The sequence below is a fragment of the Actinopolymorpha cephalotaxi genome, from assembly GCF_013408535.1.
Taxonomy (GTDB): Bacteria; Actinomycetota; Actinomycetes; order Propionibacteriales; family Actinopolymorphaceae; genus Actinopolymorpha; species Actinopolymorpha cephalotaxi.
Genome location: NZ_JACBZA010000001.1, coordinates 5,807,220 through 5,822,106, shown reverse-complemented (window position 1 = coordinate 5,822,106; position 14,887 = coordinate 5,807,220). Strand labels below are relative to the sequence as shown.

The window sequence follows — 14,887 nt, the reverse complement described above, 5'->3', positions numbered from 1 at the left end:
GCGGCGCTCAGGCTTCGGGTGTGGCTGCGGTTGTGGTTGTGGCTGTGGCTTCGGGCGTGGCTTCGGGCCCGGGCGTGCGGGTGGGAGCCGCGCCGGCGAAGCGGGTCAGCTCCTCGAGTACGGACTCGAACAACGGCTCGGGGTCACCGCCGATGTGGGCCAGGTGCCCGAACGTCTCCAGCGAGATCAGGCCGTACACCCGGACCCAGCACTGCAACAGCAGCGAGATCGCGGCCACCGGAATCGAGTCGACGGCGATGCCGGCCGCCCGGGCGCGGGTGAGCACCTCGTCGCGGTAGCCGGTGAGGCTGGTACGCAGCGCCGCGGGCAGCGTCCCGTCGGCGGGTACGTCGAACGCGCGAGCGGCCCACAGCCTCAGCATCGTCTCCTCGAACACCCAGGCGAGGTCGTGGACGGCCTCGATCACCTCGGCCCGCACGCCCCCGTCGGTGTCGTCGTCGGAGCGGAGTGTGAGCTGGTTGAGGTGGTCGGCCGGGTGCGCGAAGAGCAGGGCGAACTCCGCGCGGTGGTCCAGTGACCAGCGACGGAACGCCCGGCAGATGCCGACCGCCTGGTCGAGCGGGTCGGGTCCGAGTGAGGCCCGGTGGTCGCGCAGGGCCGCGCTGACCTCGTGCGCGACCGACGCACAGCCCAGGTCGAGCAGCCCGCCGCGGCCCTGCGGCGCGTAGCGGTAGAGGGCGGGCGCGGTGACTCCCAGCCGGGCGGCGACCGCGGCCATGGTCACCGCCGGCTGTCCCTCGGCGACGGTCAGCGCGCGGACGGCGGCGCCGATGTCGGCGAGGAGCTCTCGCCGGCGCAGCTCCCGGCGGCTCGGCCGGGCGTCCGAGGCAGGGTTCCCAGGGTTCACGGGGTTCACGGGGTTCTCAGGGTCCACGGGGTGAGCGGACGAGGACGGATGGGGACCACTCGCGGATGTGGCCGCTCTCATGTCGTTGGTCACCTCGTCATTCGTTACGATCCATTAGCAAGTTTAGGATCGTCACATTTTCCGCATTCCGGAGGTATCCATGCTCGCACGCTGGGCGGGGCTGGTCGTGCGACGTCGCTGGTGGATTCTCTCGGTGGCGGCAGCCCTCGCGGTGCTCGCCGGAGTCGCGTCGACGACGCTCACCAGCAGGCTCGACCAGGGTGGGTACGACGTGCCCGGCAGCGAGTCCGTCCGCGCGAACGCCGCCGCGGCCAAGGCGCTCGGCGACCACGGCGTGGACGCCCTCGCCGTCTACACGGTGCCCGCGGGCCAGTCGCTGCGCGACCCCGCGACCGTCCGCGCCGTCCAGCGGAAGGTCGCCGGCCTGCCCGCCGCGAAGGTGGCCGGAGCGACCGGCTGGTGGCAGCAGCCGGCGCAGCTGTCCCGCGACGGGCGTACCGCCGCGGTGGGCATCCGGCTGCGGGTCACCGGCCAGGGCGACCAGCTGGCCGACTGGGAGGCCGTGCAGCGGGAGCTCGACGGCAAGGCCGGCGCGACGTACGGCGTGCGGGGCCTGACCGTACGGTTCAGCGGCGCTACGGCGATGGGGGTCGCGGTCAACGCGCAGACCGAGAGTGACCTGAAGCGGGCCGAACTCGTGTCGTTCCCCGTCCTGATGGTCCTGCTCGTGGTGGTCTTCGGCGGCCTGGTCGCGGCCTGCCTGCCGCTGGTCGTGGGCGGGATCGGCATCGTCGGGGCGCTCGGCGTGCTGTGGGTGCTCTCGGCGTTCACCGACGTGTCGGTGTTCGCGATGAACATCGTGACGCTGCTGGGCCTCGGCCTGGCCATCGACTACGGGTTGTTCATGGTCAGCCGGTTCCGGGAGGAGTTGCACACCGGAGCGGGCGCGGCCGCCGGCGGGCGTAGCGGTGACAAGGACGCCGACCGTAACGCCGACCGGGAACGCGTCCGGGCCGCGCTGGCGGTGGCGATGCGCACCTCCGGCCGCACCGTCCTGGTCTCCGGACTCACCGTGGCCGCGGCGTTGTCCGGGCTGCTGGTGTTCCCGCAGGGAATGCTGCGCTCGATCGGGCTGGGCGGGATCGCGGCGGTCGTCGTGGCCGCGCTGACCGCCGTCACCGTGCTGCCCGCCTTGCTCGCCGTCCTGGGCTACCGGGTCGACGCGCTGGCGGTCCCGTGGGGACGGAGGGCCGGCGACCGCCCCCGGCCCACCGGCCGGCACGCGCGGCCGGCGGTCCGGACCGAACGCGGCTGGGGCCGGGTCGGCCGGGCGGTGATGCGGCAGCCCGCGCTGGTGGCGGTGGTCGTGATCGGCGCGCTGCTGCTCGCGGGTACGCCGTTCCTGCGGGCGGAGTACGCCGAGGTGGACGCGTCGGTGCTGCCCAAGGGCAACCCGGTGCGTACGGCCACCGAACAGGTCCGCGACCGGCTGCCGGCCGCGTCCACCGACGCCGCCCAGGTGGTCCTCGTCGGTACCGACGGCCGCGCGCCGGGGCAACAGGCGGTGCGGGAGTTCGCCGCGGACGTCTCGGCGGTCCCCGGCATGGGACAGGTCGCCCCGCTCGGGGGCAAGGGTGACCGGGTGGTGCTCGCCGCGCAGGTCGACGGCGACCCGCAGGGCGAGGCCGCGCAGGCTGCCGTACGCAAGGTGCGCGACCTGGCGCCGCCGGCCGGGGTGGACGAGGTGCTGGTCGGCGGGCCCACCGCGTCGCTGGTCGACACGCTGCAGGCCATCGGCGACCGGCTGCCGTGGATGCTCGCCGTGCTCGCGGGGGCGGTCCTGGTGCTGTTGTTCCTGGCGTTCGGGTCGGTCGTCGTACCCGTGAAGGCGGTCGTCCTCTCGGCGCTGTCGCTCACCGCGTCGTTCGGCGCCGTGGTGTGGATCTTCCAGGACGGCCACCTGATCGGCCTGCTGAACACCGAGGCCGGGCCGATCGACGCGTCCATCCCGGTGCTGATGCTGGCGGTGCTGTTCGGCCTGTCCACCGACTACGAGCTGTTCCTGCTCTCCCGGATCGCCGAGGCCTACCGGGCGGGCGCGTCGGCGAAGGAGGCGGTGGTGATCGGTCTCGGGCGTACCGGCGGGCTGATCAGTGCCGCCGCCCTGCTGCTCGCCGTGGTGGTGGGCGCGTTCGCGCTGAGCGGGCTGAAGTTCATGAAGCTGATCGGCCTCGGGATGCTGATCGCGATCGCCGTGGACGCCACGATCGTACGAGGACTGCTGGTGCCGGCGGTGCTCGCGCTGCTCGGCGGCGCCGCCTGGTGGGCGCCCCGGCCGCTGGCCCGGCTGGCCCACAGGCTGGCGCTGGAGGGTCCCTCGGATCCGGATCCGGATCCGGAACCGGGCGCGGCGGGACGCGGACCGGCGCCGGCCTCACCCGCACCGGGCACCGAGGGTGAGCCGGAAGCCGACCGGGAACCCGCTGGTACATTCTGACCGGATAGGCCCATCCGGTCAGCAGACCCCGACCGCCCGGTCGGCAGGTTGGCGGGCGAAGATCGGGAGCGCAGGCACGTCGGCGGGCAGGGAGTGGGATGGATCGGACCGAGCGGGTGCTGGCCGCGGCCGCCGAGCTGTTCGTGCGGTTCGGGGTGGCCAAGACCACCGTGGACGAGATCGCCCGGGCGGCCGGCATCTCCAAGGGCGCGATCTACCTGGAGTTCCAGAGCAAGGACTCGCTGGTCGAGGCGCTCGTCAAGCACGAGTTGCGGGCCTACCTGCGGGCCGCCGCCGCGCGGGTCGAGGCCGACGAGCAGGGCGGCCGGCTGTCCCGGATCTACCACCACTGCACCGCCGAACTCCTCGACCGGCCCTTCCTCCGCGCGCTCTACACCCGCGACGTCGAGGTGCTGGGCACCCGCCTTCGCCGCGACCCGCCCAGCCCGAGCGGCCCGCGGCTGGCGCTGAGCGAGGCGTTCGTGGAACGGCTGCGCTCGGCCGGCCTGGTCCGTGCCGAGGTCGACCCGGCGGTGCTCGGCCACCTGATGGGCGTGGTCTCGCTCGGCCTGATCATGATCGGCCCGGTCCGCGCCGGGACCGAGACCGGACCCGCGCTGCTCGGCCAGACCCTCGACCTGGTGGCGGACATGTTCGCCGCGACCGTCGACACCCCGCCCGGCGAGGGCGACGTGGCGGCCGGCAAGCAGGCGTTCGTCGACCTGCTGGGACAGATCTACGGCAGCCTGGACGGGGAGAAGGTGACCGCATGACCGCGCCGCTGCTCGTCGTCGACGGGCTCCGTCACGCGTACGGCGCGCACACCGTCCTGGACGCGGTGTCGTTCACGGTGAACGCCGGCACCGCGCTGGCCGTGGTGGGCCGCAACGGCACCGGGAAGAGCACCCTGCTGCGCTGCCTCACCGGTGCCGAGAAGCCCACCGGCGGCACGGTGACGTTCGACGGTACGACGTACGAGGAGACCGCGGCCGACATCCGCCGCGACGTGGCCACCGTCTTCGACGACATCGACTTCTTCCCCGACCTCACCGTCGCCGAGCATCTGGACCTGCTGGCCCGCGCGCACGGCGTACCCGACCCCGAGGAGGTCGTCGAGGACACCCTGCACGAACTCGGGATCGCCGGCACCAACCGGCAGTTCCCCAGCACTCTGTCGTCGGGGCAGCGGCACCGGCTCGCGCTGGCCACGGCGTTCGTCCGGCCACGCCGGCTGCTGGTGCTCGACGAACCCGAGCAGCGGCTGGACGTCGAGGGGCGGCAGTGGCTGGCCGAGAAGCTGCGCTCCGACCTCGCCGCCGGGGTGGCCGTGGTGTTCGCCAGCCACTCACCGGACCTGATCGAGGCGGTCGCCACCGACACGTTGCGCGTCGGCGGCGACGCATGACCGCCCGGGTCGGCGCCCCCGAGCACCGGGTCACCGTGCCGACGCCGCGCGCGCTGCGGCGCGATCTCCGGCAACGTCGCCGAGATCACTCCAACCGCACCCTGGGCCAGGCGCTGGACGACCTCTACCTGTGGCTGTTCGCGGTGCTGATGGTGGGCTCGATGGCCGGCACGACGCTGTCGCGAGCCTGGCTGGAGATCGCCCGCTGTTCCGGGTCAGGCTGTGTGGACGCCCGGCTGGTGTTGCCGCTGCCGCTCGGGGCGGCGGTGCTGGCCCTCGCCGTGCGGACGCTGGTCGCGCTCGGTCCGCTGGTGGCGAGCCGGGCGTCCGGCACGTTCCTGCTGGGTACGCCGGTCGACCGGCGCGGGATGCTGCTCCGGCCGGCGGCCGCGCTGCTGGCGGGCGCGATCGTCGTCGGCGCCGGGCTGGCGACCGTCCTCGTCCTGCTCACCTCCGACCACCCCGTCGCGGCCGGTGCGGGGGCGCTGGCCGGTGCCGGAGTCGGCGTGGCCGCGGTCGCGGGGTCGATCCTCGCCCAGGGCGCGCCGAAGGTACGCCGGGCGCTGGGCATCGGCTGCGACGTGGTGGTGGTCGCCACCCTCGCCTTCGTACCCCTGCTTCTCCTCGACCGGGCGGTGTGGTCGACGACCTGGGCGCGGCCGGGTCCGCTGCTCGCCGTGGCGGTGGTGGCGACGGTCGCGGCCGTCGGGCTGGCGGTCGCCGTCGTCGGCCGGCTCGGCCGGCTGCCGCGTCGGGAACTCGTCGCGGGTGGAGAACTCCTGTCCGGACTGGCCGGCGCGGCGGCCTCCCTGGACACCTCGATGGTCTCCGACCTGCTCGTCGCCCGGCGGTTCCGGCAGCGGGGCGCCGGGCGCACCCTGCGCGGACACGGGACCGGCCTGGTCGGCATCGCCGTACGCGAGGCGCAGCGGTCGTTGCGTTCCCCCCAGCGACTGGCGCTGGCCGTCGGCCTGCTGGCGGTGCCGTACGCCGTCGACCGGATCGGCGTACCCACGCTCACCCCGCTCCTCGCGGTGGTGGTCGGCTATCTCGCGCTCCGCCCGCTCGGCGGCGGCCTGCACGTCATCGCGCGTTCGGCCGGCCTGCGGCGCGCCTTCCCGTTCACCGACCGGCCGCTGCGAATGGCGTTCGCGGCACCCCTGCTGGCGGCGGCAGTCCTGTGGGCGCTGGCCGCGCTGCCCGCCGTCGCCGGGAACTCCATGCTGGTCTTCGGGTTCTCCGCACCGGAACCCGCCGCCGTCACCTGGCTGGCCCTCGCCGCGACGGTCGCCGCCGGCGGGATCCGCTCGGTGACCCGGCAGCGGGTCAGCTACGACGGCCCGCTCATCTCCACCCCCGCCGGGGCGCTCCCGGCGGGCTTCGTCGCGCAGATCTTCCGTGGTCCCGACTTCGCCCTCGTCGGCATCGTGCCGCTGGTCTTCGGGCTGCCGTGGGTGCTCGCCCTCGGCCTGCCGCTGGCGCTGCTGGCGTTCGCGGCGTACCGAGGCTGACCGCGGTACGCCGCGACCTCAGTCCGGCCTCAGGTCCTAACCCACCCAGACGGTCTTGGCGTTGCAGAACTCCTTCGGTCCCGGGGCGCCCAGCTCCCGGCCGTAGCCGGAGTTCTTCACCCCGCCGAACGGCAGCTCGGGGTAGGAGGTGACCATGCCGTTGATCGTCACCATCCCGGCCTCCAGGTCGCGCACGAACGCCGCCTGCTCGTCGCCGTCGCGGGTCCAGGCGTTCGCGCCGAGACCGAACGACGTGACGTTGGCCAGCTCGATCGCCTCGGCCAGCGAGCCGACGCGGTAGAGCCCGGCGACCGGGCCGAACACCTCCTCGGCGTACATCCGCATCGACGGGGTGATGCCGGCGAGCACCGTCGGCGGGTACCACCAGCCGGGGAGGTCGGGGGTGTCGCCGCCGCAGAGCACCTTCGCGCCCTTGCCCACCGCGTCCGCGACCAGTTGCTCGACGTCGTCGCGGCCGGACTCGGTGGCCAGCGGGCCCACGTCGGTGTCCTCGTCCATCGGGTCGCCGACCTTCAGCGCGGCCATCGCGGCGACGAAGCGCTCGGCGAACTCGTCGTAGCAGTCCTCGTGCACGATGAACCGCTTCGCCGCGATGCAGCTCTGGCCGTTGTTCTGGCAGCGCGCGGTGACGGCGACCTTCGCCGCCTGGTCGAGGTCGGCCGAGGGCATCACCACGAACGGGTCGGAGCCGCCGAGCTCCAGCACGGTCTTCTTGACGTGCCGGCCGGCGACCGCCGCGACCGAGCGCCCGGCCGGCTCGCTGCCGGTGAGCGTCGCCGCCTTGATCCGCGGGTCGGTCAGCACCTGCTCGACGTCGGAGGAGCCGATCAGCAGGGTGGCGAAGCTGCCCTCGGGGAAACCGCCGCGGGTGAACAGCGTGTCGAGGTACAACGCGGTGCGCGGGACGTTCGACGCGTGCTTGAGCAGCCCGGAGTTGCCCACCATCAGCGCCGGCGCGGCGAACCGGATCACCTGCCAGAGCGGGAAGTTCCACGGCATCACGGCGAGGATCGGCCCCAGCGGCTGGTAGGTGACGTACGCGCTGGTGGCGCCGACCTTGTCCGGGTGGGCGTACGGCTCGTCGGCCAGCAGTCGCTCGGCGTTGTCGGCGTAGTAGCGCATGCCGTGCACGCACTTGGCCACCTCGGCCTTCGCCGCGACGAGTGTCTTGCCCATCTCGGTGGTCATCGTGGCGGCGACCCGGTCGGTCTCGTGCTCCAGGACGTCGGCGGTCGCCCGCATCCACTCCGCGCGGGTCTCGTACGTCGTCCGCCGCAGCGCCAGGAACGCCTCCTCGGCGCCCGCGAGCCGGCGGTCCACCTCGTCCGGTGACTGGGCGGTGAACTCCTCCAGGGTCTCGCCGGTGGCGGGATTGACGGTGGCGATCGGCATCGGGACTCCTTCGCGGAACGCTGACCTCGCGCTGGTCGCGCTGGGCTCACGCCGGCCGGGGCGGCCGACCTGGTCTCCATCCTGGCGCGCCTTCGGGCCGGACGCCGCACGGCCGGACCCGGCCAGCCGATCTTTACAACGTTGGCCAACGCGCCTAGACACGTCGGAACGGACACATCGGGCATGTCGTACCCCGATGTGGCGTACGTAGCCGTGGTGGTTGCGAATCGCGCGGAAACCGAGGGAGCCCGATCGATGAAGTCGTTCCGGCAATTCCGGCAGGTCCGGCAGGTCCGGCCCGCCCGTCCAGCTCGGGCCCGCCGCGCTCCACGCGCCGCCCTGGCCGGTGTGCTCGGTGGCGCGCTCGCGGCGGTGGCCCTTGCCGCCGCTCCGGCACCTGCGGACGCGAGCCACTCGGCGAACGCGCAGCGGGCGACCTACACCAACGAGGTGACCCGCGGCTACTCGATCGACTTCCCCGATCCGGCGGTGATGCGCGGCAAGGACGGCCAGTGGTACGCATACGCCACCGGCGGCCCGTACGACGAGACCGGCAGGACGGGGTCGTCGTACAAGATCGCCACTTCGCCGGACCTGGTGCACTGGCGCAAGGTGGGCGACGTGTTCCCCGAGGGCCGGCGGCCGACCTGGGCCACGGCGACCACCGGCTTCTGGGCGCCCGACATCCGCTACCTCAACGGGGAGTACCTGCTCTACTTCACCGTCCCCGACACCACCACCAGCACGCAGGGGTTCGACCCCGCGATCGGCGTGGCCACCGCGCCCACCCCGGCCGGGCCGTGGACGCCGTCGGACCAGCCGGTGGTCCCGGCCAAGCCCGTGGGCGGCGGGTACGACACGGTGATCGACCCGGCGATGTTCACCGACAGCACAGGCACGCACTACCTCTACTACGGCGGCTTCGGCACCGGCATCTGGGTGGTGAAGCTGGCCGCGGACGGGCTGCGCACGGTGGGCGAGCCGGTGCACGTCGCGGCGTCGCGCTACGAGGGACCGAACGTGCTCGAACGCGACGGGTGGTACTACCTGTTCGGCTCCTCGGCGAACTGTTGCGCCGGCCCCACCACCGGCTACTCGGTGTTCGCCGGCCGCTCCCGCAGCCCGCTCGGCCCGTTCGTGGACAAGCTGGGCAAGCCGCTGCTGGCCAGCCGGGCCGGCGGCACTCCGGTCATCGCGCCGAACGGCAACAAGTGGATCGGCACCGGTCACCACTCCGCCGCGCTGGACGTGAGCGGGCAGACGTACATGGCCTACCACGCGATCGACCGGAAGGACCCGTGGCTGGACGTCTCGCCCGGTTTCACCATGCGGCCGATGAACCTGGACCGGATGGACTGGATCGACGGCTGGCCGATCGTCCGCGCCGGGCTGGGCGCGTCCGACACTCCGCAGCCCGCGCCGGTGGTGCGCGGTGAGGTGGACGACCGGTTCGAGGACCCGGCGGCGACCGGCTCGGCGTTCACCGTGGCCGGCGGCACGATGAACGTCTCCGGTCCCGACCAGGCCTCCGACTCCGGCCGGTTCGCGCGGCTGTCCGGCGGCACCACCGCGCTGACCCGGCGGACGATCTCCCGTGCCGACGTACGTGTCGAGGCCGACGTGCGGGTGCCGGGCGACGGCGCGAAGGGCGCGGTCGGCGTGGTCGCGCGGGCCACACCCGGCGGGTCCGGGGTACGTGCGGTGCTGGACGCGGGCACCCGGCAGGTACGGATCGAGGCGAGGCTCGGCGGCCAGGTGCGGCGTACGGCGGTGTCCCTGCCGGCCGGGTTCGACACCTCCGCGTGGCACGTTCTCGCCCTGCAGGTCCGAGGGACCACCGCGACCGCCGACGTCACCGACGCCCGGCTCGAGGACCCGTGGGCGACCGTACGACTGGACCTCCCGCACGGCCTGGACCGGCCCGGTCGCGCCGGGCTGGTGGCCGAGAGCTCGGATGGCGCAGGTGCCACCGGCGAGGCGGACAACTTCGCCGCGAACCCCCTCTACACGCCGGTGACCCGCGCGGTGCCGGCGCCGGAGCCGGGACGGGTCGACCCGGCGTACTCCGACGAGTTCGACGGCTCGCTCGGCGACGGCTGGACCTGGCTGCGGCCGGACCCGAAGGCGCAGGTGAGCGGCGACGCGCTGCGCTGGCCGACGCAGACCGGTGACCTGGTCGGCGACGGCAAGCCCGGCCTGTTGCTGCGGTCGGCCATGCCTGACGGCGACTACACCGTGCAGACGAAGCTGACCATCGACCTGGGCGAGGACGTCCAGCGCAACTTCCAGCAGGGCGGCCTGATCGTGTACGCCGGGGACGACGAGTTCCTGCGGCTGGACGTGGTGGCCGTCGGCCCGACCCGGATCGTGGAGTTCGGCAAGGAGACCGTCTTCCAGGGCCGCCGGTCCTGGGGCGGCGGGCTGATCGGGGCGCCGGCCGACACGACGTGGCTGCGGCTGGTGCACACCCGCGACCCGCGTACCGGCGAACACCGCTACCGCGCGGCGTCCAGCACCGACGGCACCCACTGGACGTGGGGACTGACGTGGACGCTGCCGGCGGACGCCGACCCGCGGGTCGGCCTGGCCTCGCAGGCGTCGACACCGGAGACGACCCAGAAGTACGGACCGGCCACCTCGGTGTTCGACTACTTCCGGGTGTCCCACTGAGGTGCGCGGGAGGTCACAGGCCGAGCATCACCGGCGCACTCGGGATGTCGCCGACGATCAGCGCCGCCAGCGGCGTGGCGAGGTCCCGGGGTGAGAACAGGTCGGTTCCGGTGTATTCGGCGATTTCTTCGTGCCGCCACCACCGCATCCCGCTGATGAGCTCGGCGGCGAGGTCGTCGTCGGACAGCGCGCCGCGGGGATCGAAGTGCGAGGTGCGGACGAGGAAGTAGTCGTTGACCAGCCCGTCGTAGCCGTCCGCGGTGCCGGGAGCGTCGACCTCCTGGTGCCAGACGTGGGGCGGGTCGGCGTCGACGACAAGCCCCGTCTCCTCGTGCAACTCCCGGCGCAGTGCCTCCAGCGGCAGTTCGCCGGGCTCGATGCCGCCGCCGGGGGCCGCCCACACGACCGTCGCGCCCGTCGGTACTGCTGGATGCGGGAAGCTGAAGCGGCACAGCAGGACCCGGTCGTCATCGGCCAGGATGACCGCCCGGACGGCACGTCTCACCCTCGCGGCGGCAGGCGTCTCGTTCATCCGCAGATGATCGCGGCGCCGCCGCCCTGGCCGCAAGCCGGTCATGGTCACGTGTGTACGGCGTTCGGCGCGCGTCCTCGAGGTGGGAGCGGTGCCGGATCGGCGCATAGGGTGACGAGAGGGCATGCGTCACAGGCGACGAAGCCACAGCGAAGGAGCCCAGCCAGTGACTGTCACGCGTTTCGGTTTGCAGATCCCACGTTTCACCTACCCCGGCGTGCCCGACTCGGAGTTGTTCGAACGGGTCGCCGACATCGCCACCACCGCGGAGGAGTCCGGCGGCTTCGACTCGGTGTGGGTGATGGACCACTTCTACCAACTGCCCGGACTCGGCGCCGAGGACGAGCCGATGTTCGAGGCGTACAGCCTGCTGTCGGCACTCGCCGCGCGGACCTCCCGGGTGAGGCTCGGCACCATGGTCACCGGCGTGACCTACCGCAACCCCGCCCTGCTCGCCAAGACCGTCACCACGCTGGACGTCATCTCCTCCGGCCGGGCGATCCTCGGTGTCGGCGCTGCGTGGAACGAGAGCGAGCACCACGACTACGGATTCGACTTCCCGCCCACCGGTGAGCGGATGGACCGGCTGGAGGAGGCGCTGCGGATCTGCCGGGCGATGTTCACCGAGTACGCGCCGAGCTTCTCCGGGAAGCACTACCAGATCCACGAGGCGTTCAACGTTCCCCGGCCGGTGACGCCGGGCGGGCCGCCGGTGATGATCGGCGGCGGTGGGGAGAAGCGCACGCTGCGCCTGGTCGCGGAGTACGGCGACGCGTCGAACATCTTCGGGGACCTGGCCACCGTCCGGCACAAGCTCGACGTGCTGGCCCGGCACTGCGCCGACGTCGGCCGCGATCCGGCGGAGATCACCAAGACCAAGCTGTGCACGATGGTGATCGCGCCGACCTCGCAGGAGGCGGACAAGAGAGTCGAGGCGATTCGCGCCGCCACCGGCTTCGGTGAGGAGCAGGTGCGGGCGATGCTCGTCGCCGGTAGTCCCGACCAGGTGCTGGAGCAGGTGCAAGCGCACGTTGACGCCGGGCTGGACGGGTTGCTGTTCAACATGATGGACGCGCACGAGGTAGAGAACGTCCGCCTCGCCGGAGAAACGTTGGCCCGCTTCAGCTTCTGAGGGGGGCCGGAACGTCAGCGGGGGAACGCGAACTCGGGCCGGGCCGACGGTTGGGGGGTAGCCGTCAGCCCGGCCCGAGGTATCTGCGGCGGGCACCTCGCGGTGCGCGCCGGTCAGGCCAGAGTAGGGCGATCAGGCCTGGTCTAGAAGGCTGATTCGGACAGCTCCATCAGATCGTTGTCTGTGGACTCGGCGATCGCCCGCTCGGCGGTGAGTTTTGGCAGCACCTGCGCGCAGAACCATCGTGCGGCCGCGACCTTGCCCTCGTAGAACGCCCGGTCCTCCGGACGCAGCTCGCCGCCGTGCTTGCCGGCGTGTTCGCCGTTCAACCGGGTGAGGGCGACCTCGGCCTTGCGCAGCAGCAGCCAGGCGCACACCAGGTCACCGACGGACAGCAGCAGCCGGGTGGTGTTCTGGCCGATCTTGTAGAGGTTGGCCGGGTCGCCGCCGGGCGCCTGCGGCTGGGAGGCGTGCAGGTGGCCCACCATCGTGGTGAGGATGCCCTGCACGTCCTCGAGTGCCTTGCCGAGCAGGCCGCGTTCGGTGTCGAGTGCGCCGTTGCCCGCGCCGGACTTCACGAACGCCTGGATCTCCCCGGCGAGCCGGCCCCACGCCTGGCCCTGGTCGCGGACGATCTTGCGGAAGAACAGGTCCTGGCCCTGGATCGCGGTCGTGCCCTCGTACAACGTGTCGATCTTGGCATCGCGGACGTACTGCTCGACCGGGTAGTCCTGCAGGAAGCCCGACCCGCCGAACGTCTGCAGCGACTCCGAGCCGAGCAGCGTCCACGCGCGTTCGGAGCCGTAGCCCTTGACCACTGGCAGCAACAGGTCGTTCAGCCCGGCCGCGGCCCGCTCCTCGTCACCGCGCCGCTCGGCGAACTCGCCCGCCTCGACGACGTCCTGCACGGAGGCGGTGTAGAGCAGCAGCGCGCGCATCCCCTCGGCGTACGCCTTCTGGGTGAGCAGCGAGCGGCGTACGTCGGGGTGGTGGGTGATGGTCACCCGGGGCGCGGTCTTGTCCGTCATCCGGGTGAGGTCGGCGCCCTGGACGCGCTCCTTGGCGTACTCCAGCGCGTTCAGGTAGCCCGTCGACAGGGTGGCGATCGCCTTGGTGCCGACCAGCATCCGGGCGTACTCGATCACCAGGAACATCTGCCGGATGCCGTCGTGCACGTCGCCGAGGAGATAGCCGACCGCCGGCTCGCCCTCGCCGAAGGTGAGCTCGCAGGTGGTGGACACCTTCAGGCCCATCTTGTGCTCGACGTTGGTGGCGTGTACGCCGTTGCGCCCGCCGAGCTCGCCGGTCTCCAGGTCGACGTGGAACTTGGGTACGAGGAACAGCGACAGGCCCTTGGTGCCCGGGCCGCCGGCGCCCTCGACGCCCACCGGGCGGGCGAGCACGAAGTGGACGATGTTCTCGGTCAGGTCATGTTCGCCGCTGGTGATGAAGCGCTTCACGCCCTCCAGGTGCCAGGTCCCGTCGGGCTGCTGGGTCGCGCGGGTGCGGCCGGCGCCGACGTCGGAACCCGCGTCCGGCTCGGTGAGCACCATGGTGGCGGCCCATCGGCGTTCGATCATCAGCTGCGCGAGCCGCTGCTGGGCCGGGGTGCCGTTGCGGGAGATGACGCCGGCGAAGCGGGGGCCACTGCAGTACATGAACAGCGCGGGGTTGGCGCCGAGGACGAGTTCCGACACCGCCCAGCGCAGGGACGGCGGGCAGGGCTGGCCGCCGATCTCCGGGGGAATCTCCAGCCGCCACCACTCCGCGTCCATCCAGGCGCGGAAGCTGTCCTTGAGCGACTCGCCCACCCGCACGGTGCGGGCGTCGCGGTCGTAGACCGGCGGGTTGCGGTCACCGTCGACGAACGAGGCGGCCACCTCCTCGCGGGCCAGCCGGTCGACCTCGCCGAGGATGCTGTGCGCGGTGTCGACGTCGATCTCGGCGTACGGGCCGGAGCCGAGCGCCTCGCCGCGGCCGAGCACGTCGAAGAGCGTGAACTCGAGGTCGCGGAGGTTGCTCCTGTAGTGGCTCATCGGACGAGCTCCTTCGGGCGGGGGGCCGGGTGCTACGCACGCAGGCGAGGTCGGCGGGGTTCGGCGGGGCGGTCGCGGACGGGATCGCCCGAGGCCGTTACGGCCGATGCTACCTGCCGGTAACTTCGCTGGCTACCTGTCAGTAACTTCAGTTCGGCCACAGTGCGCCGAGGCGAGCGAAACGCGCAGGCAGGACATGCGGCGTGACGTGGGTCACTCCGCTGTCGAGGTGAGTTCGTCGCGGAAGCGGGCTTGGCCCCCCGGGATTCTTCCGCGGAAGAATCCTCGGCCGCGGCCGTCCCTACTTGGCCGGCTCGGAGTCGAATGCCTGGGCGACGGCGAGGCTGTCCTCGTAGACGTGGTGCCGGGTGACGAGGCCGTCCTCGACCGTGAGGTGCAGGGCGAACCGGGCGCGGTAGGCCCGCCCGGTGGAGCCGGCGGTCTGGCGGATCTCGCCGAGAACCACCGCGTCGTCGCCGTCGACGAGGATGCGCTCGATCTCGGTACCGGCCTGCTCGGGCACGTGGTGCTCGGCGAGCTCACGGAAGTGGGCGGCGGCATCGGCCCGGGTGGAACGATGACGGATCCACGGGGTGGCCCTGCCGTGCTCGGCCTCCGGCCAGCCCACCGACCAGTCGATCCGCTCGGTGTACAGCTCGGCGATGCGTTCGGGATCACCCTCGCCGATGCGGCGCAGCAGCTCCTGGATCACGTCGCGGGTGGTGGTGGTTTCGGCTACGGACACAACTCATCACTCCGATGCTTCGCAGGAACCGGGTCGGTAAGAAGCGCCAGGGCGTCG

The 14,887-nt window shown here is 72.5% G+C and carries 11 protein-coding genes; 6 read left to right on the top strand and 5 right to left on the bottom strand.

Annotated features, from left to right (window positions below):
* Positions 1–7: 7 nt before the first annotated feature.
* Complete coding sequence (locus tag FHR37_RS25940) at positions 8–868, bottom strand: TetR/AcrR family transcriptional regulator (protein ID WP_175542825.1); 861 nt, start codon at positions 866–868, stop codon at positions 8–10.
* 160 nt (positions 869–1,028) lie between these two features.
* On the opposite strand from FHR37_RS25940, the gene FHR37_RS25935 reads away from it, so the two are divergent.
* The 4 genes from FHR37_RS25935 (at position 1,029) to FHR37_RS25920 (ending at position 6,302) form a co-directional block, all read left to right on the top strand.
* Positions 1,029–3,386 carry an MMPL family transporter gene (locus tag FHR37_RS25935; RefSeq protein WP_092889855.1) on the top strand — a complete coding sequence of 786 codons (2,358 nt, stop codon included), beginning with the start codon at positions 1,029–1,031 and terminating at the stop codon, positions 3,384–3,386.
* Positions 3,387–3,484: 98 nt separating this feature from the next.
* Entirely contained in the window at positions 3,485–4,159 is a 675-nt protein-coding gene (locus FHR37_RS25930; protein WP_092889852.1) for a TetR/AcrR family transcriptional regulator, read from the top strand.
* Positions 4,156–4,791, top strand: a complete 636-nt coding sequence (locus FHR37_RS25925; protein WP_092889849.1) for an ABC transporter ATP-binding protein — start codon at positions 4,156–4,158, stop codon at positions 4,789–4,791. The genes FHR37_RS25930 and FHR37_RS25925 overlap by 4 nt, the downstream gene beginning before the upstream one ends.
* Positions 4,788–6,302: a DUF6297 family protein gene (locus FHR37_RS25920; RefSeq protein ID WP_092889846.1), complete on the top strand. Its 1,515-nt coding sequence runs from the start codon at positions 4,788–4,790 to the stop codon at positions 6,300–6,302. The genes FHR37_RS25925 and FHR37_RS25920 overlap by 4 nt, the downstream gene beginning before the upstream one ends.
* Before the next feature lie 36 nt (positions 6,303–6,338).
* On the opposite strand, the gene FHR37_RS25915 is transcribed toward FHR37_RS25920, so the two are convergent.
* Positions 6,339–7,715: an NADP-dependent succinic semialdehyde dehydrogenase gene (locus tag FHR37_RS25915; RefSeq protein ID WP_092889843.1), complete on the bottom strand. Its 1,377-nt coding sequence runs from the start codon at positions 7,713–7,715 to the stop codon at positions 6,339–6,341.
* Between the two features lie 255 nt (positions 7,716–7,970).
* On the opposite strand from FHR37_RS25915, the gene FHR37_RS25910 reads away from it, so the two are divergent.
* Entirely contained in the window at positions 7,971–10,385 is a 2,415-nt protein-coding gene (locus tag FHR37_RS25910) for a family 43 glycosylhydrolase (RefSeq protein WP_092889840.1), read from the top strand.
* A gap of 13 nt (positions 10,386–10,398) precedes the next feature.
* On the opposite strand, the gene FHR37_RS25905 is transcribed toward FHR37_RS25910, so the two are convergent.
* The gene (locus tag FHR37_RS25905; RefSeq protein WP_092889837.1) at positions 10,399–10,917 is read right to left on the bottom strand and encodes an NUDIX hydrolase; all 519 of its coding nucleotides are present in this window, start codon (positions 10,915–10,917) and stop codon (positions 10,399–10,401) included.
* Positions 10,918–11,083: 166 nt separating this feature from the next.
* Between FHR37_RS25905 and FHR37_RS25900 the strand changes: the two genes are divergently transcribed.
* Positions 11,084–12,049: an LLM class F420-dependent oxidoreductase gene (locus tag FHR37_RS25900; protein ID WP_092889834.1), complete on the top strand. Its 966-nt coding sequence runs from the start codon at positions 11,084–11,086 to the stop codon at positions 12,047–12,049.
* Between the two features lie 143 nt (positions 12,050–12,192).
* Here the strand turns inward: FHR37_RS25900 and FHR37_RS25895 are convergent, their stop codons facing one another.
* Positions 12,193–14,085 carry an acyl-CoA dehydrogenase gene (locus tag FHR37_RS25895; protein ID WP_092889831.1) on the bottom strand — a complete coding sequence of 631 codons (1,893 nt, stop codon included), beginning with the start codon at positions 14,083–14,085 and terminating at the stop codon, positions 12,193–12,195.
* 301 nt (positions 14,086–14,386) lie between these two features.
* Positions 14,387–14,830: a nuclear transport factor 2 family protein gene (locus FHR37_RS25890; protein ID WP_092889828.1), complete on the bottom strand. Its 444-nt coding sequence runs from the start codon at positions 14,828–14,830 to the stop codon at positions 14,387–14,389.
* Between the last annotated feature and the right edge of the window lie 57 nt (positions 14,831–14,887).

Excerpts from the sequence above, each read along its gene's own strand:
- FHR37_RS25905 (WP_092889837.1), bottom strand. The coding sequence starts at position 10,917 with ATGAACGAGACGCCTGCCGCCGCGAGGGTGAGACGTGCCGTCCGGGCG.
- FHR37_RS25910 (WP_092889840.1), top strand. The coding sequence starts at position 7,971 with ATGAAGTCGTTCCGGCAATTCCGGCAGGTCCGGCAGGTCCGGCCCGCC.
- FHR37_RS25935 (WP_092889855.1), top strand. The coding sequence starts at position 1,029 with ATGCTCGCACGCTGGGCGGGGCTGGTCGTGCGACGTCGCTGGTGGATT.
- FHR37_RS25920 (WP_092889846.1), top strand. The coding sequence starts at position 4,788 with ATGACCGCCCGGGTCGGCGCCCCCGAGCACCGGGTCACCGTGCCGACG.
- FHR37_RS25930 (WP_092889852.1), top strand. The coding sequence starts at position 3,485 with ATGGATCGGACCGAGCGGGTGCTGGCCGCGGCCGCCGAGCTGTTCGTG.
- FHR37_RS25915 (WP_092889843.1), bottom strand. The coding sequence starts at position 7,715 with ATGCCGATCGCCACCGTCAATCCCGCCACCGGCGAGACCCTGGAGGAG.
- FHR37_RS25925 (WP_092889849.1), top strand. The coding sequence starts at position 4,156 with ATGACCGCGCCGCTGCTCGTCGTCGACGGGCTCCGTCACGCGTACGGC.
- FHR37_RS25895 (WP_092889831.1), bottom strand. The coding sequence starts at position 14,085 with ATGAGCCACTACAGGAGCAACCTCCGCGACCTCGAGTTCACGCTCTTC.